The following is a 22,202-nucleotide window of genomic DNA, read 5'->3' on the forward strand; positions in this document are numbered from 1 at the left end:
GAACGATGACGCGTAGTACCTGAAAAACCGCGGTGCATTCTTCGCGGGCAAGCCTCGCTCCTACAGGGCAATGCTGTTCACTTAAGAGAGTCTTGAATCAGAGAACCCTGTGGCGAGGGAGCTTGCTCCCGCTTGAGTGCGTAGCACTCACAAAAATCGGTATGGTTGTCAGATTTTTGGGGCCGCTACGCAGCCCAGCGCGAGCAAGCTCGCTCGCCACAAAGGTAGGCATGACTGAAGAGTGTGTTTAAGTGAACAGCATTGCGCTCCTACAGGGAGGGCTGCGGAGATTTTTTCGGCGTGACGAAAAGCCGGCGCTCATGTGATCCTTGCGCCTTTTACCCAAGGCCAATCCTGATCCATGACGCTTTCATCCACCGCTTCACCCCGCATCATCCGCATTGCCGCTGCCCTGCTGATCGGCCCCGACGGTCGCACTTTGCTGGTGCGCAAGCGCGGCACCCAGGCGTTCATGCAGCCGGGGGGCAAGATCGAGGCTCATGAGCAACCGGTCCACGCCCTCGCCCGTGAGCTGGAAGAGGAACTGGGACTGGTCATCGATCCGGCGCACGCCACCTACCTGGGGCCATTCTCGGCACCGGCCGCCAACGAGCCGGGCTTTGTCGTACAGGCCGAACTGTTTCAGCTGACCATCGATTCGCACGTTTGCCCGGCGGCGGAAATCGAAGAGGTGCGCTGGATCGACCCGGCCACCGACGGCGATCTCACGCTGGCGCCATTGACACGGGACCTGATCTTGCCGTTTTATCGAGCTTCACTGATCGAAACCGCCTGATCACCCAGGCCCTCTGACTTCAAGGACAGGATGCCCATGATTCCACTTCAAGACTTGCTGATTTTTGCCGCCGCGGCGTTGCTGATGGTACTCACACCCGGGCCGAACATGATCTACCTGATCTCCCGTTCCATCTGCCAGGGGCGCAAGGCCGGGGTGACTTCGTTGCTGGGCGTGGTCGCGGGATTTCTAGTGCACCTGTTCGCTGCCGCAGCGGGTTTGACCGCGGTGTTCATGGCCGTGCCAGTGGCTTACGAAGTGCTGAAGTGGGCCGGTGCATTGTACCTGCTGTGGCTGGCCTGGCAGGCGGTCAAGCCCGGTGCGCGTTCGCCGTTCGAGGCGCAGCAGTTGCCAGCGGACTCGTCACGCAAATTGATCACGATGGGTTTTCTCACCAGCGCTCTGAACCCGAAGATCGCGGTGTTTTATCTGTCGGTGTTTCCGCAGTTCATTTCCCCTGAGCACGGTTCGGTGTTCAACCAGAGCATCATCCTCGGCCTGACCCAGATCAGCGTGAGCTTCAGCGTCAACCTGCTGATCGCGCTGTTCGCCGCAGGCATCGCGTCCTGGTTCGTCAACAACCCGAACTGGCTGGCGATGCAGCGTTACTTCATGGGCTTCGTATTGTCCGGGCTGGCGGTGCGCTTGATGTTTGAGCAGCGGCGAGTGGCCTGAACATGTGGATTCAGCGGCTTGATGCCAGTCATGCCCTGGATTATCGGGCGCTGATGCTCGAAGCCTACGACTCGCATCCCCAGGCGTTCACTTCCAGCGTGCGCGAGCGCGCCACGATGCCGCTGGGGTGGTGGGAATCGCGCCTGACCAGCAAGCTGGACCGGGTGCTCGGGGCGTTCGAGGAAGGGGAACTGGCAGGCATCGTCGGCCTGGCCTTCGAGTCTCGGGAAAAGGCCCGGCACAAGGCGACGCTATTTGGCATGTACGTGACCGGCAAAGTGCGCCAGCGCGGGCTCGGTTATCAACTGTTACAGGCCGCGTTGGCTGAAGCGCAGAGTCATCAGGGCCTGAGGTTGATCCAACTGACCGTCACCGCCGGCAACGAAGCCGCCTTCAGGTTGTATCAGCGCTGCGGCTTCGTGCAGTTTGGCCTGGAACCGTTGGCGGTGCGGGTCGGCGAAGACTACTTCGACAAGATCCACATGTGGCGCGAGCTCACCGTTGAGCCTTGATCGTTCCCACGCTCCCGCGTGGGAATGCAGCCCGGGACGCTCCGCGTCCCTTCCAGAGCCGAACGCAGAGCGTCCGTTGAGGCATTCCCACGCAGAGCGTGGGAACGATCAATCGGTCGCTCTATCGCACCGCACTAACCCCATCCAGCGTCGAAAACGACGTGTCCTTGGCCGTCAGCAAAAAGTCGCGCATGTACGGCGCATCCAGCATGTCGGCGCGAATTCCGGCATACAACGTCGCAAACAAGCCTTTCTCGCCCAGTCGCTTGGCCTTCACATAACCCCGTGAACTGTACTCATGCAACGCCCAATGGGGCATGCCGCATACGCCGCGACCGCTGGCCACCAGTTGCATCATCATCACTGTCAGTTCCGAGGTGCGCACCTGCGCCGGTTCAATGTCGGCCGGCTCCAGGAAGCGGGTGAAGATGTCCAGCCGATCGCGTTCCACCGGGTAGGTGATCAAGGTTTCCGTGAGCAGATCTTCGGGCACGATGTACGGCTTGCTCGCCAAGCGGTGCTGGTTCGCCACCGCGAGCATGGCTTCGTAGGTGAACAACGGCACGTAAGTGATGCCGACCAGTTCCAGCGGATCGGAGGTCACCACCAGGTCCAGGTCGCCTCGGGCCAGCGCCGGCAGCGGGGCGAAGGAGAACCCCGAGGCCAGGTCCAGTTCGACTTCCGGCCAGGCATCGCGGAACTGGTCGATGGTCGGCATCAACCACTGGAAACAACTGTGGCACTCGATCGCCATGTGCAAACGCCCTGCTGTGCCACCGGCCAGCCGTGCAATGTCACGCTCGGCACTGCGCAGCAACGGCAGGGTAGCGTCGGCCAGTTGCAGCAGGCGCAGACCGGCACTGGTGAAGCGCACCGGTTTGGTCTTGCGCACGAACAGCGGCATGCCCATGCGTTCTTCCAGCTCCTTGAACTGGTGGGACAGCGCCGACTGGGTCAGGTGCAGGCGGTCGGCCGCATCCACCAGGCTGTCGGCTTCGCGCAGGGCGTGCAGGGTTTTCAGGTGACGGATTTCAAGCACCGGGGGCTCCATGAGGAAAACTTGTGATCAACACGAAAAAGTTGAGTTTGTCTCATGTTGGGTGAGCTGTCGACAATAGCGCATCTTTTACAGGGAGGATTCTCATCATGGCATTGGCCCATACCCTAGGTTTCCCGCGCATCGGCGCTGACCGCGAACTGAAAAAAGCCCTCGAAGCCTACTGGAAGGGCGACCTCGATCAGGACGCGCTGAACAGCGTCGGTCGCCAACTGCGCGCCACCCACTGGCAATTGCAGAAAGACGCCGGCATCGACCTGCTGCCCGTGGGCGACTTCGCCTGGTATGACCAGGTGCTGACTCACTCGCTGACCTTCGGTGTGATCCCCGAGCGTTTCGACAGCGCCAGGGATGAACGTGGCCTGCCGACCCTCGACACCCTGTTCGCCATGGCGCGTGGTGCCACCGCGACCTGCTGCGGCGGCGAACATGCCAAGGCGCAATACGCCCAGGAACTGACCAAGTGGTTCGACACCAACTACCACTACCTGGTCCCGGAGTTCAGCGCCGACCAACAGTTCAAACTGAGCTGGGAACAGTTGTTCGATGAAGTCGAAGAAGCCAAGGCCCTCGGCCACAACGTCAAACCGGTGATCATTGGCCCGCTGACTTACTTGTGGCTGGGCAAAGCCAAAGGCAACGACTTCGACAAGCTCGACCTACTGGAACGCCTGCTGCCGATCTACGGTGAAATCCTCGGCCGCCTCGCCGCCCAAGGCGTGGAGTGGGTGCAGATCGATGAGCCGATCCTGACCCTCGACCTGCCGCAGGCCTGGAAAAACGCCTTCGAACGCGCTTACCACATCCTCCAATACTCGCCGCTGAAAAAGCTCGTGGCCACCTACTTCAGCGGCCTGGAAGACAACCTCGGACTGGCGGTCGGCCTGCCGGTGCAAGGTTTGCACATTGACGCGGTGCGTTCGCCGGATCAGCTCGGCCAGGTTTTGGATCGACTGCCAACCTACAAGATTCTGTCCGTGGGCCTGGTCAACGGCCGCAACGTCTGGCGCTGCGAACTGGAGCAAGCCCTGGCACAACTGCAATTTGCCCAGGAGCGCTTCGGCGATAACTTGTGGGTCAGCAGCTCTTGTTCGTTGCTGCACAGTCCGGTGGATCTTGCGCGTGAAGACAAGCTCGACCCTGAATTGAAAAGCTGGCTGGCGTTTGCCGTGCAAAAGTGCGGCGAAATCGCCGTGCTGCGCGATGCCCTGAACGATCCGCAAGCGCCGAAAGTGCAAGCCGCCCTGGCTGAAAGCCGTGCGATCCAGGCCAGCCGCGCCCAATCGCCGCGCATCCACAAGGCGGCTGTTCAGGCCCGAATCAACGCCATCGGCGCGGCGGACAGCCAACGTCACTCGCCGTTTGCCAAACGCATCGAGCAACAACAGGCGCGGCTGCAACTGCCGGCGTTCCCGACCACCACTATCGGCTCGTTCCCGCAGACCGCTTCAATCCGTCTGGCTCGCCAGGCCTTCAAGCAAGGCAAGCTCTCGGCCAACGATTACACCGATGCCATGCACAGCGAAATCCGCCACGCCGTGAAAATCCAGGAACGCCTGGGGCTGGATGTGCTGGTGCACGGCGAAGCCGAGCGCAACGACATGGTCGAGTACTTCGCCGAACAACTGGACGGCTACCTGTTCACCCGGTTCGGCTGGGTCCAGAGCTACGGTTCGCGTTGCGTCAAACCGGCGATCATCTACGGCGACCTGAGCCGCCCGAACGCCATGACCGTAGACTGGATCAGTTACGCCCAGAGCCAGACCGACAAGGTCATGAAAGGCATGCTTACCGGGCCCGTGACCATGCTGATGTGGTCGTTTCCGCGCGAAGACGTCTCGCGCAAAGTCCAGGCGCAGCAGTTGGCGTTGGCCCTGCGAGACGAAGTGGTCGACCTGGAAACCGCCGGCATCAAGATCGTGCAGATCGACGAAGCTGCGTTCCGCGAAGGTCTGCCGCTGCGCCGGGCGCAGTGGCAGGAGTATCTGGACTGGGCAGTGGAAGCGTTCCGCCTGAGCGCCTCCGGCGTGCGCGATGAAACCCAGATCCACACCCACATGTGCTACAGCGAATTCAATGACGTGATCCAGTCCATCGCCGACATGGACGCCGACGTGATCACCATCGAAACTTCGCGTTCGGACATGGAATTGCTGGAGGCCTTCGAAGCGTTCGACTACCCGAACGACATTGGCCCGGGCGTCTACGACATCCACTCGCCACGGGTGCCGGACACCGCTGAGATGGTCAAGTTGATGAGCAAAGCGGTCAAGCGTATTCCGGCGGAGCGGTTGTGGGTGAACCCGGATTGCGGGCTGAAGACCCGGGCGTGGCCGGAGACTGAGGCGGCGTTGGTCAATATGGTGGCGGCGGCGCGGCAGTTGCGGAGTCAGTTGGCCTAAATCCTGCGGCGCCTGTTCTGGCGCCTTCGCGAGCAAGCCCGCTCCCACAGGGGTAGAGGTCGATCACAGATTGTGTGTACGACATCAATCCTGTGGGAGCGGGCTTGCTCGCGAAGAACGATAACGCGGTCTTGAAAATGACCGTTCAGCACTCTTCATCAAACTGTCACGCAACTGTGGCAGCGCGCTTGAACAAACTTCATCAGACTCGCGCTCTACTGGGGTTCTGCGTTTCGGTGTTTTTCATGCGTGCACGATTTTTATCCACAGCGGTCTTTCTGATCGCTGTGTTGTTCAATTTCCCGTCTTTGGCGGCGTCTCGTTGCGACGTTAACGTTCCAACCGAATATGCCGATCTGGCGCAGGTGAGTCTGGCGTACCAGAGCATCGGCCGTGCGTCCGACCCTGCGTTGTTGCTGGTGATGGGCCTGGGCGGGCAGTTGATTCACTGGCCGGATGAGGTAGTGGTCGCGCTGTGTCAGCAGGGTTTCCGGGTGATTCGTTATGACAATCGCGATGTCGGCCTGTCCACTTGGCGCCAGGCGCCGGTCGAGGCCAACCTGACGTTCGAAGTGCTGCGCTACAAACTCGGTTTACCGGTGGCCGCGCCTTATACGCTGACGGACATGGCTGATGATGCACTGGGGCTGATGGACGCCTTGCACGTCGAGCAATTTCACGTGCTGGGTGCCAGCATGGGTGGGATGATCGCCCAGCATCTGGCGGCCATGGCGCCGCAGCGTGTCGAGAGCCTGACGCTGTTGATGACCAGTTCGGGGGCCGAAGGCTTGCCGGCGCCGAGTGCGGCGCTGGTGCAGCTGCTCGCGCGACGTGGCGCGCCGAATCGTGAAGTGGCGCTGGAGCAACAGGCTGATTTGCTGGCGGCGCTGGGCAGTCCTTCGGTCACTGATGATCGGCAGGCGTTGCTGCATCAAGCGGCGCTGTCTTATGACCGGGCGTTTAACCCTGAAGGCGTGAAGCGCCAGATCATGGCGATCCTTGCCGAGCGCAGTCGTGTGGATCTGCTCAACCAATTGCGCGTGCCGACGCTGGTGGTTCACGGCACCGCTGATCCGTTGTTGCCGGTGATGCATGGCGTGCATCTGGCGGCACACATTCGTGGCAGTCAATTGAAGTTGATTCCGGGGCTGGCCCATCGTTTTCAAGAGGCGTTCAAGGCGCCATTGCTGGCGGCGGTGTTACCGTATTTACAGGCCCATCGCGAAGACACCTCGCATTGGGCGCAGATTGCTCCGGTGGCTGAGCACAACCTTCTCTGATACCCCAATCCAATGAATGAAATGGTTCCCCCCGACCCCCGTGTAGGAGCTGCCGAAGGCTGCGATCTTTTGATCCTGATCTTGATCTTCAGCGATCTGGAAGAAGATCAAGATCAGGATCAAAAGATCGCAGCCTTCGGAAGCTCCTACGGGTGTATCGTTCGAATTTTGCGGCATGATTCAAGTCTGCGAGGTGAGCGATGAGTACCCCCCTGAAAATCGATTTCGTCAGCGATGTGTCTTGCCCCTGGTGCGTCGTCGGCCTGTACGGCCTGACCCGGGCCCTGGATTTGCTGGGTGACGAAGTCCAGGCCGAAATCCGTTTCCAGCCGTTTGAGCTGAACCCGAAGATGGGCCCCGAAGGGCAGAACATCACCGAACACATCAGCGAAAAGTACGGCTCGACGCCTGAACAGTCGCAGAAGAACCGCGAAATGATCCGCGCGCGCGGCGCCGAGGTCGGGTTTGCCTTTCGCACGGACGGCAACAGCCGTATCTACAACACCTTCGATGCCCATCGCTTGCTGCATTGGGCGGGGCTGGAAGGGTTGCAGTTCAACCTCAAGGAAGCGTTGTTCAAGGCGTATTTCACCGAGGGCGGCAATCCGTCCGATCACGGGCAATTGGTGCAGATCGCGCAAGGCGTGGGGCTGGATCGGCAGCGGGCCGAGGCGATTCTGGCTTCGGACGAATTCGCCAAAGAGGTTCGCGAGGAAGAACAGTTGTGGTTATCGCGCGGCGTGAGTTCAGTGCCGACGGTGGTGTTCAACGGGCAGTACGCCGTCACTGGTGGTCAGCCGGTGGAAGCGTTTGTTGGCGCGATTCGGCAGATCATGAGTGAAGAAAAAGGTGGACGCGTGAGCTGATCGCGGTAGCGGAGCGCTTTTGTGGCGAGGGAGCTTGCTCCCGCTGGGCTGCGAAGCAGCCCCAATAACGGCGACTGTTTCCGTCAGGCATACCTGGTACACCGGTTTTGCGGCTGCTGCGCACCCGAGCGGGAGCAAGCTCCCTCGCCACAGTTCACAAGTCTTAGATCTCAATGGGGTTAGCCGTGCAGGCGCACCCACACGCTGACCAGCACCGTCGCTGCCATCAACCACGCCACCGCCGCCACCGCCAACGAAGCCTCCAGCCGCATCCGGTCGACCATCACATACAAGGTCGCCAGATAGACGAAGTACGGAATGATCGACCACATGCCAAACACGATGGTGGTCTTCAGATCATCCAGCGAACGCCCCTTGCCGACGATGTAGTGAGCGATCAGCGCAAAGGTCGGAAACAGCGGCACCAGGCCTGCGATATAATAGTTTTTGGTCTTGGCCAGCATGGCGAGGATCACCACTACCGCCGCGCCCAGGGTTGCTTTGAAAATCAGGTCCATTAATGGCTCAGCCCGTATTTCTTCACTTTGTCGAACAGCGTGGTCTTGGCCATTCCCAGCTCCTGGCTGGCCTGGGTCAAGTTACCGCCGCTGCGTTGCAAGGCATCGCTGAGCAGGTTGCGTTCGAAGGCTTCCACCGCTTCGGCAAAGGCCAGGCCCTGGTTGCCGCCACTGGCGCCGGTTTTTTTGAAGGCCGGCAGGCCGAGGGCGAAGCGTTCGGCGACGTTGCGCAGTTCGCGCACGTTGCCCGGCCAGTCGTGACTCATCAGAATCGACACGGTCTGGTTGTCCAGTTCAGGCAGCGAGCGATCGAAGCGCAGGGATGACTGCTGCAAAAAGTGCTCGAACAATTGCAGGATGTCTTCGCGGCGTTCGCGCAGCGGCGGCAGTTCCAGAGTGACCACGTTCAGACGGTAATACAGGTCGCTGCGAAACTCGCCGGCCTTGCTCGACTCATCCAGATCGGACTTGGTTGCGGCAATCACCCGGCAATCCACCGCCACGCTCTGGTTCGAACCCAGGCGTTCGAGGGTGCGTTCCTGCAATACCCGCAGCAGTTTGATCTGCAACGGCAGCGGCATGCTTTCCACTTCGTCGAGGAACAACGTGCCGCCATCGGCGTGTTCGATCTTGCCGATCCGCCGCTTGCCGGCACCGGTGAAAGCGTTGGCCTCGTGGCCGAAGATTTCGCTTTCGAACAGGTTCTCCGGCAGGCCACCGCAGTTCAGCGCGACGAACTGTTTGGTGTGCCGGCGGCTGAAGTCGTGCAGGCAGCGTGCAACCAGTTCTTTACCGGTGCCGGTCTCGCCTTCGATCAGCACGTTGGCCGACGTATCGGCGACGTTGGCAATCAGTTCCCGCAGGTTCTGCATGGCCGGCGAGCGACCGATGATCCGGCCTTCGAGGGAATCGCGTTCCGCCAATTGCCGGCGCAACGAAGAGACTTCCCGCGCCAGGCTTCGTTGCTCCAGCGCGCGGCGGGCGACGTCCACCAGGCGTTCGGGGGAGAAAGGTTTCTCCATGAAATCGTAGGCGCCTTTCTGCATCGCGCCGACGGCCATCGAGATGTCGCCGTGGCCGGTAATCAGCACCACCGGCAGGCTGCGATCGCGCGCCTTGAGCCGGGTCAGCAGTTCCAGTCCATCGATGCCCGGCAGGCGGATGTCGCTGATGACGATGCCGGCGAAATTGTCGCCGACCCGCTCCAGCGCTTCTTCGGCGCTGCCGACGCCGATGCAGGGAATGTCTTCGAGCGTCAGTGCCTGTTGGCAACCGAGCAGCACATGGGGGTCGTCTTCGACGATCAGCACACTAAGGTCGTTGTTCATATTGGCTCGGCGGGAGTGGGGCTTACCAACGGTAAACTGAGGACGAAGGTGGTGCCACCGCTGGCCGGGTGTTCGACACCCAGATGCCCGCCCGTAGCGGCGGCCAGGCTCGCCGACAGGGTCAGGCCGAGGCCCAGGCCCTGTTCGCCGGGTTTGGTGGTGAAGAACGGTTCGAACAGATGCTTGCGCGCTTCGGCATCGATGCCGTGGCCGTTGTCGCGCACCCTCAGCCGATACTTGCCGTCGAATTCCTCGCCTTCGAGCCACAACGTCGGTTGGGGCTGCGACTGCATGGCATCGAGCGCATTGCCGATCAGGTTGACCAGGATCTGCTCCAGACGGGTCTGGTCGATCTGCACCTGCACGTCGGTGAAATCGCGATGCAATTGCAGCGGCAGGCTTTCCATCCGGCTGCCCAGCAATTGCAGGGCGGCGTCCACGCCTTTGCCGAGGCTGGCCTGGCCCTGGTCATCGCCGCGCCGGGCGAAGGAACGCAGGCTGGCGGTAATCCGGCCCATGCGGTCGATCAGTTCATTGATCGTCTTGAGATTGGTGCTGGCCACATCCAGTTGGCCTCGTTCCAGAAAGCGCACGGTGTTGCCGGACAAGGTCCGCAATGCCGCCAGTGGCTGGTTCAGTTCGTGGGCAATGCTGGTGGACATCTGGCCGATGGCTGCCAGTTTGCCGGCCTGGACCAGCTCATCCTGGGCGCGGCGCAAGGTTTCTTCAGCCTGCCGACGCTCACGAATCTGGCCCTTGAGCCGTTCGTTGCTGGCGCGCAGGTCGGTGGTGCGTTCGGTAATCCGACGCTCCAGTTGATTGTTGGCTTCCTGCAAGGCTTCCCGCGCCGCGAGGCGGGTGGCGATCACCTTGCGCCGCTCGTTCCAGGCGATCAGCAGGAAGGCCACCAGGGCAAACGCCACCGCTACCAGAATCCCCTGATTGATCGCTTCACGCCGCAGGTCTTGCAGGGGTGTGAGCAGGGTGAAATTCCACGGGGTGTCGCTCAGCGGCCGGGTTTGCGACAGGTAGCTGATGTTTTCTTCCTCGGACATCAGTTCGCTGTTGGCAGGGAAGGTCAGTTTTTCCTCGCCTTCAGCCAGTTTCTCCCGCGCCAGCGGTTGCAGTTCATTCAGCGGGAACCAGTAGTACTGGAGGCTGCGGGCCAGGCGTTCCTTGGTGTCGTCGCTCAACGGCAGCACCGACTTGAGCCGCCGCGCCGGATCGCTGGAGAGAATGATGATGCCGTTCTCGTCGCTGACGAACGCTTCCAGACGCGCGCGCTGCCAGCGTTCTTCCATGGCTTCGAGGCGCACCTTGACCACCGCGACGCCGGTGATCTTGCCGTGCTCTTCCAGGCCATGAGCCAGGTAATAGCCGGGTTCGCCGCTGGTGCTGCCAATGCCGTAGAAACGTCCCGGCTGACCGCGCACGGCGTTCTGGAAGTAGGCACGGAAGGACAGGTCTTCGCCCAGATAACTGTCGACATCGCGCCAGTTGCTGGTGGCCAGTACGCGACCGGTGGTGTCCATCACATAAATGGCCCGACTGCGGCTGCGCCGGTTCAGGCCTTCGAGGTATTCGTTGACTGTCTGCCGGTGCTCCGGCGACGGGTCGGCCAACAGCCTGGAAACACTCGATTCGAGTTCCAGAAGGCTGGGCAGGTAGGTGTATTTGCTGATCTCGCTCTCGACGGCACGGGCGTGCAGTTCCAGCTGACGCTGGCCATTCTCGCTGAGGCTGCGAATACCGTAGTGTTCACTGACCCAGAAGCCGATGTAACCCAATCCGATCATCAGGGCAATGATCAGCGGCGGCAGGAACAGATGGCGAATCAAACGGGGTTTCACGGCGAGTGATGGCGGCGCTGCGCGATAGAGGATGGAGTCGCATTTCATCACAGATGCCTTGGGTCAACCAGCGTGGTAACGGGCTTGTCCTGGTTTCCAGTCGAACACGGAACCTGTGGCGAGGGAGCTTGCACCCGCTCGGCTGCGAAGCAGTCGTAAAACCATCAAATGCGGTGTGTCAGACAAAATGCATTTGCAGGTTTTGGGGCCGCTGCGCGACCCGGCGGGAGCAAGCTCCCTCGCCACAAGGACAAGTCAGTACCGTCTTAGTGCTGCAGAATCTTCTCGAGGAAATGCTGCGCACGCTCGGAGCGGGCGTTGATATCACCGAAGAATTCTTCTTTCTTGCAGTCTTCGATAATCTTGCCGGCGTCCATGAAGATCACCCGGTCCGCGACCTTGCGGGCGAAGCCCATTTCGTGGGTCACGCACATCATGGTCATGCCTTCGTGGGCCAGTTGCACCATCACGTCGAGTACTTCGTTGACCATTTCCGGGTCCAGCGCCGAGGTCGGTTCGTCGAACAGCATGACGATCGGGTCCATCGCCAGCGCACGGGCAATCGCCACACGCTGTTGCTGGCCACCGGAAAGCTGGCCCGGGTGCTTATGCGCATGGGCAGACAGGCCGACGCGCTCAAGCAGTTGCAGGCCTTTCTTGGTGGCTTCTTCCTTGCTGCGGCCCAACACCTTGATCTGCGCGATGGTCAGGTTTTCGGTGATGGTCAGGTGCGGGAACAGTTCGAAATGCTGGAACACCATGCCCACGCGCGAACGCAGTTTCGGCAGGTTGGTCTTCGGGTCGGCGATGGAGGTGCCGTCGACCACGATGTCACCTTTCTGGAACGGTTCCAGGGCGTTGACGCACTTGATCAGGGTGGATTTGCCGGAACCGGACGGCCCGCACACCACAATCACTTCGCCTTTTTTGACCTCGGTGCTGCAATCAGTCAGTACCTGGAAGTCCCCATACCACTTGTTGACGTTCTTGATAGAGATCATACGGCGAACCTTTTTTGCAGACGCTTGACCAGCTGCGAGGCGGCAAAGCTGATGATGAAGTACGTGAGACCTGCGAAGATCAGGAACTCATTGGAGCGGCCGATGATGTCACCACTGGCACGCGAGGCATTGAGGAAGTCCACCAGGCCAACCGCGTAGACCAGCGAGGTGTCCTGAAACAGGATGATGCTCTGTTGCAACAGCAGCGGGGTCATCTTGCGGAACGCTTGCGGCAGGATGATCAACCGCATCATCTGGCCATACGTCATGCCCAGGGCCTGGGCAGCGCCCATCTGGCCCTTGGGAATCGACTGCACACCAGCCCGGACGATTTCGCAGAAGTACGCTGCTTCGAACATCATGAACGCCACGATGCATGAGGCAAACGCGCCGATCGGGGTGTCTTCGCCGGTGATCCAGCGCAGTACGAACGGCACCGCCAGGTAGAACCAGGTGATGACCAGCAGCAGCGGAATCGAGCGGAAATAGTTAACGTAGGCGCCGGCAATGTTCGACAGCAGTTTGCTGTGGGACAGGCGCATCAACGCCAGGATCGTGCCGAGGATGATCCCGCCGCTCACGCCCAGGGCCATCAGCTTGAGGGTCATGACCATGCCGTTCCACAAACCCGGCAGGGACGGAATGATGCCCGAGAAGTCGAATTCCATCATTTACCCCCTACGGAAATCAGGCCCGGTACAGCGACTTTCTTCTCGACCGCGCGCATCAGCAGCATCAGGCTCATGTTCAGGGTGAAGTAGATCAGCGTTGCCAGGGTGAAGGCTTCGAACAGGTTGGCGGAGAACTCGGCGGTCTGTTTGGTCTGCGCGAGCAGCTCCATCAGGCCGATCAGCGACGCGACGGAGGAGTTCTTGAACACGTTCAGGAATTCCGAGGTGAGCGGCGGAATGATGATCCGATAGGCTTGGGGCAGCAGCACGTTCCAGTAGATCTGCGGCAGCTTGAAACCCATGGCGCGGGCAGCGGATTCCTGGCCGCGGGGCAGCGCCTGGATACCGGTGCGCACTTGTTCGCAAACGCGAGCGGTGGTGAACAGGCCCAGGCAAACTACGACGCTGATGAAGGCCGAAGTCGTCGGGTTCAGGTCCTGCTTGAACCATTCCTGCAGGTTTTCAGGCAGCAGGTCGGGTACCAGGAAGTACCAGATGAACAGCTGAACCAGCAGCGGTACGTTACGGAAGAGTTCGACGTAGCAGGTGGCGATGCCCGATACGATGCGGTTCGGCACCGTGCGCATGACGCCCAGAATCGAGCCCAGTGTCAGGGCGATGATCCAGGCCATGACGGCGATGGCGATGGTCCAGCCCAGGCCGGAAATGAACCAGTCGAGATAGGTCTCGCTGCCCACGCCGGTGGACTTGAAGAACACGCCCCAGTCCCAGTTGTAATTCATTAGGGTCTCCCCTCGGATTCGATCGATATACAAGTGCCCGCTTGGGGAAGCTCCGTTCCCGCCCAACCATGATGGTCGGGCACACGCGAACGGCTCGACAACCACCGGTTCGAGTGTTTCCAAAAATGCCAGCAGGGAGTGACAACCCCCTGAAAGGGCAGAGGCCTTCTCAGGGGGATAAGGTTAGTCAGAAATCAGGATTTCTTTTCGTCAGCCGCTTTGTCGGTCGGATTTGCGATCAGGGTCTTGAGCTCGTTGCTCATCGGGAAGTTCAGGTTCAGGCCCTTTGGCGGGATTGGCTGCATGAACCATTTTTCGTAGATCTTGTTGATCTCGCCCGACGCGTAGGTGGCCTTGATGGCATCGTCCACAGCCTTCTTGAACGGCTCGTCGCCCTTGCGGACCATGCAGCCATAGATTTCGTAGGACTGTGGAGTACCGGTCACGGCCCAGTCATCGGCTTTCTTGGCCTTGGCGGCTTCACCAGCCAGCAGTGCGTCGTCCATCATGAACGCAACGGCACGACCCGATTCCAGCATCTGGAAGGACTCGCCGTGGTCTTTGGCGGAGATGACGTTCATGCCCATCTGCTTGTCGGCGTTCATCGACTTGAGGATGCGCTCGGACGTGGTACCGGCGGTGGTCACGACGTTTTTGCCGGCCAGATCCGGGAAATCCTTGTACTTGGAGTCTTTCTTCGACAGCAGGCGAGTACCGATTTCGAAGATGCCGACGGAGAAGTCAACTTGCTGCTGACGCTCGACGTTGTTGGTGGTGGAGCCGCACTCGAGGTCCACGGTGCCGTTCTGCACCAGCGGGATACGAGTTTGCGAGGTCACCAGGTTGTATTTGACCTGGAGATTCGGCATGTCGAGGTCTTTTTTCAGCGCTTCGACGACTTTCAGTTGGATATCGTGGGAATAGCCAACCGGTTTGCCGGAAGCGTCCGCGATGTAGGAAAACGGAATGGAAGCGTCACGATGCCCGAGGGTGATGGTGCCGGACTCTTTGATCTTCTTCAGTGTGCCGGTGAGTTCGGCGGCGAAAACTGGAGTGCTAATCAGAGCGGCAGCAATGGCTGCGCCCAGGAGATGGGGAACGATGCGCATCAAATTTTCCTCGACATTGTTTTTATATGGAGCCAGTTCATCGGCCCTTTTTGGTGCTTCGAATGCCTCGCGGCTCCTGAAGGAGTAGCGCAATAAACATTCGTCCAAGAGTGTAGAGCATGACTCGTGCCATACCAGGCGATATGGATCAAGTAATTGATTTATAAGGGGATTAAATATTTATGGCGTTGAATTTTCGGCTGAGTGATCCGGTTTACCGAACCGACCGACAAGTCGCGTTCGGAAAACCGAATGCAAAAGATCGCAGCCTTCGGCAGCTCCTACATTTAAATCGGGATGCACTCGAATCCTGTAGGAGCTGCCGAAGGCTGCGATCTTTTGATCTTCCAAACAAAAGCCCCTGAATCATGAGATTCAGGGGCTTTGGCTAAACCGGATACCCGATCAGGCCGCTTCGATCTTGCTGCGGTTCTGTTCGAGCTTGTTCAGGTAGTCCTTGAGCTTTTGCTGTTCCGCCGGGGTGGTGAACAGCCCAAGCTTGCTGCGCCGCCACAGAATATCGTCGGCGGTGGTCGCCCATTCTTCGCTGCACAAGTAGTCGACTTCACGGGTGTAGAGGCCGCCGCCGATGTGCTCGCCCAGGTCGCCGAGGTTTTCCACGCCTTCGAGCATGCGCCAGGTGCGGTTGCCGTAAGTGGTGGACCAGCGACGGGCGATTTCGGTGGGCACCCAGTCGAACTTGTCGCGGATCCGCGAGCTCAACGCCTGCGGGGTGGTCATGTCTTCGCCACCGGGCAGGGGGGCGCTGGCGGTCCAGCTTGGTTTGATGTGCGTGAAGTACGGAGCCAGTTGCGCCAGCGCCGACTCGGCCAGTTTGCGGTAGGTCGTCAGCTTGCCGCCGAATACCGACAGCAAAGGCGCTTCTTCGCCAGAGCCCGACAATGCCAGGGTGTAGTCGCGGGTGACGGCCGACGGATTGTCGGATTCGTCGTTGCACAGCGGACGAACGCCGGAATAGCTGTGCAGGATGTCCGCGCGGCTGAGTTGCTTCTTGAAGTGGGCATTGACCACTTTGAGCAGGTAATCGGTTTCGCCTTCAGTGATCGCAACTTTTGCCGGGTCGCCAGTGTACTCGCGGTCGGTGGTGCCGATCAGGGTGAAGTGGTTCAGGTACGGAATGGTGAAGACGATGCGCTGATCTTCGTTTTGCAGAATGTGCGCGTGTTCGCCTTCGTACAGTTTTGGCACGATCAGGTGGCTGCCCTGGATCAGACGGATGCCGTACGGTGATTCCATCTTCAGGTCGTCACGAATGAACTGGGCGACCCATGGGCCAGCAGCATTCACCAGTGCCTTGGCGCGGATCGAAAACAGGCTGCCATCGGCGCGTTCCAGGTTCATGTGCCACAGGCCCTTGGTGCGACGGGCACTGACGCAGCGGGTTTGTGTATGAACGTGGGCACCTTTCTCGCGGGCGGCCATGGCATTCAGCACCACGAGGCGTGCGTCATCGACCCAGCAATCGGAGTATTCGAAGCCTTTGGTGATTTCGCTTTTCAGCGGGCTGTCCGGGCCGAACTTCAGGCTTTTCGAGCCTTCGAGTTTTTCCCGTTTGCCGAGGTGGTCATAAAGGAACAGGCCGGCGCGGATCATCCAGGCCGGACGCAAGTGCGGGCGGTGCGGCAGCACGAAGCGCATCTGTTTGACGATGTGCGGTGCCTTGGCCAGCAGCACTTCGCGCTCGGCCAGGGCTTCGCGCACCAGGCGGAATTCATAATGCTCCAGGTAGCGCAGGCCACCGTGGATCAGCTTGCTGCTGGCCGACGAGGTGTGGCTGGCCAGATCATCCTTTTCGCAAAGGAACACCGAAAGGCCGCGACCGGCGGCATCCGCTGCGATCCCCACGCCATTGATCCCACCACCGATGACGGCGATATCGTAGACCTCGGCGAGAGGGGGCGTAGGCAAGGTAGAAGTGGGCATCGGCTGGCCTCGGGCTTTTTGGATTTCTATATTTGAATTCGAACATTAATGTTCATTTGCGAAAATACTAGCCCATAAAGACGCCCACAGCCAGTGTGATTCGATTGAAAATACTGATCGAAGGGCCGTTAAAGGAAAATTTTCGAACATTGAATGATGGTTGGGAGTGCTTTTGTGGCGAGGGAGCTTGCTCCCGCTGGGCTGCGAAGCAGCCCTAAAACCGGCAACCGCGGTATTTCAGGACGAACATGTTGTTTGATTGGCGTCTGCTGTGCAGTCGAACGGGGGCGAGCCCCCTCGCCACAGGGGACCGATGTGCTTACACGACTTCCAACCGAATCTTGTGCTGACTCAACAACTGCGCCAGGGCCGGCGAAGGCGGTTGGTCGGTGACCAGGCAATCGATCAGGCTGATCGGCCCCAGGCGAATCATGGCGTTGCGCCCGAATTTGCTGGAGTCCGCCGCGAGAATCACCTGCCGGGCGTTGGCGATGATCGCCTGGGACACCCGCACTTCCTGATAATCGAAGTCCAGCAAGCTGCCGTCTTCATCGATACCGCTGATGCCGACCAGGGCGAAGTCGACCTTGAACTGGTTAATGAAGTCGACGCTGGCCTGACCGACCACGCCACCGTCACGCCGTACATTGCCACCGGTCAGCAGCACGTCGAAGTCGTCCTTGGCGCTGAGCATCGAGGCCACATGCAGGTTGTTGGTGATGATCTTCAGGTGGCTGTGGTTGAGCAGCGCCCGGGCAATGGATTCGGTGGTGGTGCCGATATTGATGAACAGCGAAGCGTGATCGGGAATCTGCGCCGCAATGGCTTCGCCGATACGCTGCTTTTCATCGCGCATCTGATCGGCGCGCATGGCGTAGGCGGTGTTTTCGACGCTGGAGTCGTAGGCTGCGCCGCCGTGATAGCGGCGCAACAGATTCACTTCCGCCAGTTGATTGATATCGCGGCGGATGGTTTGCGGTGTAACGACGAACAGCTGGGCCATTTCCTCGATGCTGACATAGCCGCGTTCGCGGACCAGTTCGAGGATTTGCTGCTGACGGGGAGGCAGATTCATGGGGCTTCCTTTGGGCTGCCGTGCAAAATTTGCCCATGATGCCGCAGGAATCCGCTCCCGACCAGTTACAACCGGATACGAGTCCGGTCCGTGGCTTACTCAGCGCCTTCGTGTGGTTCCCAATCGCGAGTGCGGCTGACGGCTTTTTTCCAGCCAGCGTAGAGTTTTTCCTTCGCGGTTTCGTCCAGCGCCGGTTCGAACTCGCGCTCGATCACGGCCTTGCCGCGCAACTCGTCCAGGCTGCCCCAGAAGCCGCACGCCAAACCCGCCAGGTAAGCGGCGCCCAGCGCGGTGGTTTCGCGCATTTTCGGACGCTCGACCTGAGTGCCGAGGATGTCGGCCTGGAACTGCATCAGGAAGTTGTTCGCCACTGCGCCGCCGTCCACGCGCAGGGCTTTCAGGCGTTCGCCGGAATCCTGCTGCATGGCGTCCAGAACGTCACGGGTCTGGTAGGCAATCGACTCAAGCGCTGCACGAATGATGTGATCCACGCGTACGCCACGGGTCAGGCCGAACAGCGCGCCACGGGCATACGGATCCCAGTACGGAGCGCCCAGGCCGGTGAAGGCCGGCACCAGGTACACGCCGTTGCTGTCCTTGACCTTGTTGGCGAAGTATTCGGTGTCGTGGGCGTCGTTGATGATCTTCAGTTCGTCACGCAGCCACTGCACGGTGGAACCACCGTTGAACACCGCGCCTTCCAGCGCATAGGCCACTTCGCCACGCGGGCCGCACGCGATGGTGGTCAGCATGCCGTGCTTGGACTTCACCGCTTTGTCGCCGGTGTTCATCAACAGGAAGCAACCGGTGCCGTAGGTGTTTTTCGCCTGGCCTGGCTCGACGCACATTTGGCCGAACAGGGCGGCCTGCTGGTCGCCGGCGATACCGCCAATGGCGATGCCGCTTTTCGTGTGGCCGTAGATTTCGGACGAGGACTTAACTTCCGGCAGCATCTCGCGCGGGATGTCGAGGACGTCCAGCATCTTCGCGTCCCACTCCAGCGTGTGGATGTTGAAGAGCATGGTGCGCGAGGCGTTGGTGTAGTCGGTGACGTGCACCTTGCCGCCGGTAAATTTCCAGATCAGCCAGCTGTCGACGGTGCCGAACAGCAGTTCACCCTTGCGCGCCCGCTCACGGCTGCCTTCGACATTGTCGAGGATCCACTTGAGCTTGGTGCCGGAGAAGTACGGGTCGGTGACCAGGCCCGTGGTGTCGCTGATGTATTGCTCGTGGCCATCGCGCTTGAGCTGCTGGCAGATTTCGGTGCTGCGGCGGCACTGCCAGACGATCGCGTTGTAGATCGGGCGGCCGGTGGTCTTGTCCCAGACCACGGTGGTTTCGCGCTGGTTGGTGATGCCGATGGCCGCGACCTGGTCGTGATGCAGGCCGGCTTGAGCCAGGGCCTCGACCATCACGGCGCTTTGGGTGGCGAAGATTTCCATCGGGTCATGTTCGACCCAGCCGGCTTGCGGGTAATGCTGTGCGAATTCACGCTGGGCGGTGCAGACCACGTTCGCGTCGCGGTCGAAAATGATCGCGCGGGAGCTGGTCGTACCCTGATCGAGGGCAATGATGTAGTTCTTATTCTGAATGTCGGTCATGTCGATTGCCTTGGACGAAATAAGGAAGTGAAGTCAGGCGCGGGACCAAAATGGGCAGGATCACGCGCCAACGGTTTCAAGACGTTCTTGGTTTGCCGTCAATGGCCAGTGCTGCGTCCTTTGTAGCAGGTATGGCGCTGGGCAGATGACGGGCAATCAGCCCGCGATAAGCTGCAGCACCGAGACAGGCACCGACAATCGGTGCAAAAACCGGAATCAGGAAGTACGGGATATCGCGTCCGCCAGTGAAGGAAATTTCACCCCAGCCTGCGAAGAAAGTCATTAGTTTAGGACCGAAGTCGCGGGCCGGGTTCATCGCGAAACCGGTCAGCGGGCCCATCGAGCTGCCGATCACGGCAATCAGCAGGCCGATCAGTAACGGCGCCAGCGGTCCTTTGGGCAGGCCATTGTTGTCGTCGGTAAGCGACATGATCACGCCCATCAGAATGGCGGTGATGATCACTTCAACCAGAAAGGCCTGGCCCGTGGACAGGGCAGGGTTCGGGAAGGTGGAGAACACCGAGGCCAATTCAAGGCTGGCTTCGGTACCACGAACCATTTGGTGAGTTTGTTCGAAATCGAAGAACAGGTTGCTGTACAGCGTGTAAACCAACAATGCCCCGCAGAAGGCACCGGCGACTTGGGAGAAGATATAGAAAGGCAGTTTGCGCTTTTCGAAGTCAGCGAAAATGCTCAGCGCGATACTCACGGCAGGGTTGAGGTGCGCACCGGAAACGCCGGCGGTGAGGTAGATCGCCATGCTGACGCCAACTCCCCAGATGATGCTGATTTCCCACAGCCCGAAGCTGGCACCCGCGACCTTGAGCGCGGCAACGCAGCCGGTACCGAAAAAGATCAGCAGTGCAGTACCCAGAAACTCGGCCATGCATTGGCTCGAGAGCGAAGGTTGTTGTAAAGCAGTTGTCATTGAAAACCTCGTTTTTGTTGTTGTCTGGCGCTTTTCCATCAAGGTCAAAGCGCGATTTTCACCGAGGCAGGATCCCCATCCTGTGCTCGGCTTACTGCCGGGTGCTGCGGTGAGATATTCGTACAGTATTCACATTCGAAAAAATATAGACAAGAAACACTGCTGTCAAAGGTCGAAAGTGAACCATCTGTCATATTTAAACTATTAGTCTTGTGAATGATCGCATCGTTCATCTGGCGAGAAGCGCGTGGATGAACGGCCGAAAGCCTGGCAAGGCCTTTGAAATAGCGCCGAAATAGAGCCTTTTATCGATCAATGACCTAGAATCCTGCGCAGTATTTTTCTTCTGCCGCCAAGTCTGGAGCTGTCATGACCCCCGCATTGGATTTGTTGAAAAAAGTTCGTTCCGAACATCGCGTGCACAGTTACGAACATGATCCGAAGGCAGCGTCCTATGGTCTGGAGGCCGCGGAAAAACTGGGCCTGGACCCCGCGCAGGTGTTCAAGACGTTGCTGGCGGCCAGCGAGAAGGGAGAGTTATTGGTGGCGGTGGTGCCGGTCGTCGGAAGTCTGGACTTGAAGGCGCTGGCACAGGCCGCAGGCGTGAAAAAAGTCGAAATGGCCGATCCTGCTGCTGCGCAGCGTTCGACGGGGTATCTGTTGGGCGGTATCAGCCCGCTCGGGCAGAAGAGGCGCCTGCGCACGTTTATCGATCATTCGGCCCAGCCGTTTTCCAGCATCTTCGTCAGCGCCGGGCGGCGCGGTCTGGAAGTCGAACTGGCGCCTGCTGTGTTGGCCGAACACACCCAGGCGAAGTTCGCCGATATCGGTCGTGCCTGAGCAAAAGGTCTTGGGCTTACAACCCGGCGCTGTATGGTGGAAATTGGTTCGTTCTGTCACTGGTAAAGGGCTGTGCCTGGCTTCATGCTCGGCGACCTGAAGAAAGGGAGAAGTGTCATGCAGCTTGAGTTTCATCAGATCGATGCGTTCAGTGATCGGCCGTTCAGTGGCAACCCGGCGATGGTGTACCGGCTCGACAGTTGGCTCGATGATGAGTTGATGCAAAAAATCGCCGCCGAACACAACCTCGCCGAAACCGCGTTCCTGGTGCGTGAGGGCTCTGTCTGGCGCATCCGCTGGTTTACCCCGACCACCGAAGTTCCGTTATGCGGTCATGCGACCCTGGCCAGCGCCTACGTGCTGTTTGAACTCTATAAAGAACCGGCCGAACGACTGGACTTCATCTGCAAGTCCGGCCCGCTGAGCGTCAGCCGAGAGGGTGAGCGCTTGTGGCTGGATTTCCCGGCAGTCGTGCCGTCGGAAGTGGGCGTGACCCTGGATGTCGAGCGCGCCTTGGGTGTGAAAGCAGTCGATGTGTTGGGTTCGAAAGAATTGTTCGTGGTACTGGAGTCCGAGCAAGCTGTGCTCGATTGTCAGCCGGACATGATTGCGCTGGCAAAACTGCCGTGGCCGGGCGCCATCGTGACAGCCAAAGGCAACAAGCATGACTTTGTGTCGCGCTACTTTGCCCCGGCGATCGGCATCAACGAAGACCCGGTGACCGGTTCAACCCATTGCAGCCTGATTCCATACTGGTCGAAACGCTTGAGCAAGTCGAGTCTGACGGCTTATCAGTGCTCGGCGCGGGGCGGGGAGTTATTTTGTCAGTTGGAAGGGGATCGGGTGAGTATTGGCGGGAATGCGACGCTGGTCGCTAGCGGCAAATTATTGCTCGCGTGATATCCCGTAGGAGCGAGGCTTGCCCGCGAAGGCGTCATCCCAGTCGACATCATCATTGGCTGGCATGACGCCTTCGCGGGCAAGGGCCAGGCGCCCCCTGCTCCTA

The 22,202-nt window shown here is 59.8% G+C and carries 20 protein-coding genes; 8 read left to right on the forward strand and 12 right to left on the reverse strand.

Annotated features, from left to right (window positions below):
- Positions 1-361 precede the first annotated feature (361 nt).
- Genes AC1RO5_RS15205 through AC1RO5_RS15215 form a run of 3 tightly spaced genes read left to right on the forward strand, consistent with a single transcriptional unit; the run spans position 362 to position 1,983 of the window.
- Positions 362-796, forward strand: coding sequence for an NUDIX hydrolase (locus tag AC1RO5_RS15205; protein ID WP_493175963.1), 435 nt, complete (start codon positions 362-364; stop codon positions 794-796).
- 36 nt (positions 797-832) lie between these two features.
- Complete coding sequence (locus AC1RO5_RS15210; protein ID WP_019581569.1) at positions 833-1,471, forward strand: LysE family translocator; 639 nt, start codon at positions 833-835, stop codon at positions 1,469-1,471.
- Positions 1,472-1,473: 2 nt separating this feature from the next.
- The gene (locus AC1RO5_RS15215) at positions 1,474-1,983 is read left to right on the forward strand and encodes a GNAT family N-acetyltransferase (protein ID WP_493175965.1); all 510 of its coding nucleotides are present in this window, start codon (positions 1,474-1,476) and stop codon (positions 1,981-1,983) included.
- Positions 1,984-2,104: 121 nt separating this feature from the next.
- Here AC1RO5_RS15215 and metR read toward each other — a convergent pair whose 3' ends face one another.
- Entirely contained in the window at positions 2,105-3,022 is a 918-nt protein-coding gene (gene metR, locus AC1RO5_RS15220; protein WP_018926627.1) for a transcriptional regulator MetR, read from the reverse strand.
- Positions 3,023-3,129: 107 nt separating this feature from the next.
- Between metR and metE the strand changes: the two genes are divergently transcribed.
- From metE to AC1RO5_RS15235, 3 genes are all read left to right on the forward strand, one after another.
- Positions 3,130-5,442, forward strand: a complete 2,313-nt coding sequence (gene metE, locus AC1RO5_RS15225; protein ID WP_493175967.1) for a 5-methyltetrahydropteroyltriglutamate--homocysteine S-methyltransferase — start codon at positions 3,130-3,132, stop codon at positions 5,440-5,442.
- A 245-nt stretch (positions 5,443-5,687) separates the two neighbouring features.
- The gene (locus AC1RO5_RS15230) at positions 5,688-6,722 is read left to right on the forward strand and encodes an alpha/beta fold hydrolase (RefSeq protein WP_493175969.1); all 1,035 of its coding nucleotides are present in this window, start codon (positions 5,688-5,690) and stop codon (positions 6,720-6,722) included.
- A 200-nt stretch (positions 6,723-6,922) separates the two neighbouring features.
- Entirely contained in the window at positions 6,923-7,588 is a 666-nt protein-coding gene (locus tag AC1RO5_RS15235) for a DsbA family oxidoreductase (protein WP_493175971.1), read from the forward strand.
- A 179-nt stretch (positions 7,589-7,767) separates the two neighbouring features.
- Here AC1RO5_RS15235 and AC1RO5_RS15240 read toward each other — a convergent pair whose 3' ends face one another.
- The 11 genes from AC1RO5_RS15240 to AC1RO5_RS15290 all read right to left on the reverse strand — a co-directional run bounded on the left by AC1RO5_RS15240 (position 7,768) and on the right by AC1RO5_RS15290 (position 20,356).
- Positions 7,768-8,097 carry a GlpM family protein gene (locus AC1RO5_RS15240; RefSeq protein ID WP_176466865.1) on the reverse strand — a complete coding sequence of 110 codons (330 nt, stop codon included), beginning with the start codon at positions 8,095-8,097 and terminating at the stop codon, positions 7,768-7,770.
- A gap of 8 nt (positions 8,098-8,105) precedes the next feature.
- Positions 8,106-9,434 (reverse strand): two-component response regulator AauR, encoded by a 1,329-nt coding sequence (aauR, locus tag AC1RO5_RS15245; protein ID WP_493175973.1) that lies wholly within the window; start codon positions 9,432-9,434, stop codon positions 8,106-8,108.
- A complete protein-coding gene (aauS, locus tag AC1RO5_RS15250; RefSeq protein WP_493175975.1) occupies positions 9,431-11,332 on the reverse strand; it encodes a two-component sensor histidine kinase AauS in 1,902 nt (633 codons plus the stop codon). The genes aauR and aauS overlap by 4 nt, the downstream gene beginning before the upstream one ends.
- Before the next feature lie 218 nt (positions 11,333-11,550).
- Positions 11,551-12,285 (reverse strand): amino acid ABC transporter ATP-binding protein, encoded by a 735-nt coding sequence (locus tag AC1RO5_RS15255; RefSeq protein ID WP_007938941.1) that lies wholly within the window; start codon positions 12,283-12,285, stop codon positions 11,551-11,553.
- Positions 12,282-12,953: an amino acid ABC transporter permease gene (locus AC1RO5_RS15260; protein ID WP_493175976.1), complete on the reverse strand. Its 672-nt coding sequence runs from the start codon at positions 12,951-12,953 to the stop codon at positions 12,282-12,284. The genes AC1RO5_RS15255 and AC1RO5_RS15260 overlap by 4 nt, the downstream gene beginning before the upstream one ends.
- Positions 12,953-13,699: an amino acid ABC transporter permease gene (locus AC1RO5_RS15265; protein WP_493175978.1), complete on the reverse strand. Its 747-nt coding sequence runs from the start codon at positions 13,697-13,699 to the stop codon at positions 12,953-12,955. Before AC1RO5_RS15265 ends, AC1RO5_RS15260 begins: the two co-directional genes overlap by 1 nt.
- A gap of 194 nt (positions 13,700-13,893) precedes the next feature.
- Positions 13,894-14,808 (reverse strand): glutamate/aspartate ABC transporter substrate-binding protein, encoded by a 915-nt coding sequence (locus tag AC1RO5_RS15270; RefSeq protein WP_493175980.1) that lies wholly within the window; start codon positions 14,806-14,808, stop codon positions 13,894-13,896.
- Positions 14,809-15,213: 405 nt separating this feature from the next.
- A complete protein-coding gene (gene glpD / locus AC1RO5_RS15275; protein ID WP_493175982.1) occupies positions 15,214-16,752 on the reverse strand; it encodes a glycerol-3-phosphate dehydrogenase in 1,539 nt (512 codons plus the stop codon).
- Positions 16,753-17,071: 319 nt separating this feature from the next.
- Complete coding sequence (locus AC1RO5_RS15280) at positions 17,072-17,827, reverse strand: DeoR/GlpR family transcriptional regulator (RefSeq protein WP_007938932.1); 756 nt, start codon at positions 17,825-17,827, stop codon at positions 17,072-17,074.
- Between the two features lie 95 nt (positions 17,828-17,922).
- Positions 17,923-19,428: a glycerol kinase GlpK gene (glpK, locus tag AC1RO5_RS15285; protein WP_018926616.1), complete on the reverse strand. Its 1,506-nt coding sequence runs from the start codon at positions 19,426-19,428 to the stop codon at positions 17,923-17,925.
- 76 nt (positions 19,429-19,504) lie between these two features.
- On the reverse strand, positions 19,505-20,356 hold the full coding sequence (locus AC1RO5_RS15290) for an MIP/aquaporin family protein (protein ID WP_019581559.1): 852 nt from the start codon (positions 20,354-20,356) through the stop codon (positions 19,505-19,507).
- Between the two features lie 369 nt (positions 20,357-20,725).
- On the opposite strand from AC1RO5_RS15290, the gene ybaK reads away from it, so the two are divergent.
- Together ybaK and AC1RO5_RS15300 are read left to right on the forward strand one after the other, a co-directional pair.
- Positions 20,726-21,196: a Cys-tRNA(Pro) deacylase gene (gene ybaK / locus AC1RO5_RS15295; RefSeq protein ID WP_493175984.1), complete on the forward strand. Its 471-nt coding sequence runs from the start codon at positions 20,726-20,728 to the stop codon at positions 21,194-21,196.
- A 117-nt stretch (positions 21,197-21,313) separates the two neighbouring features.
- Positions 21,314-22,096 (forward strand): PhzF family phenazine biosynthesis protein, encoded by a 783-nt coding sequence (locus tag AC1RO5_RS15300; RefSeq protein ID WP_493175986.1) that lies wholly within the window; start codon positions 21,314-21,316, stop codon positions 22,094-22,096.
- Positions 22,097-22,202 lie beyond the last annotated feature (106 nt).

The sequence above is a fragment of the Pseudomonas sp. GW822-FHT02G04 genome (genome assembly GCF_058802085.1).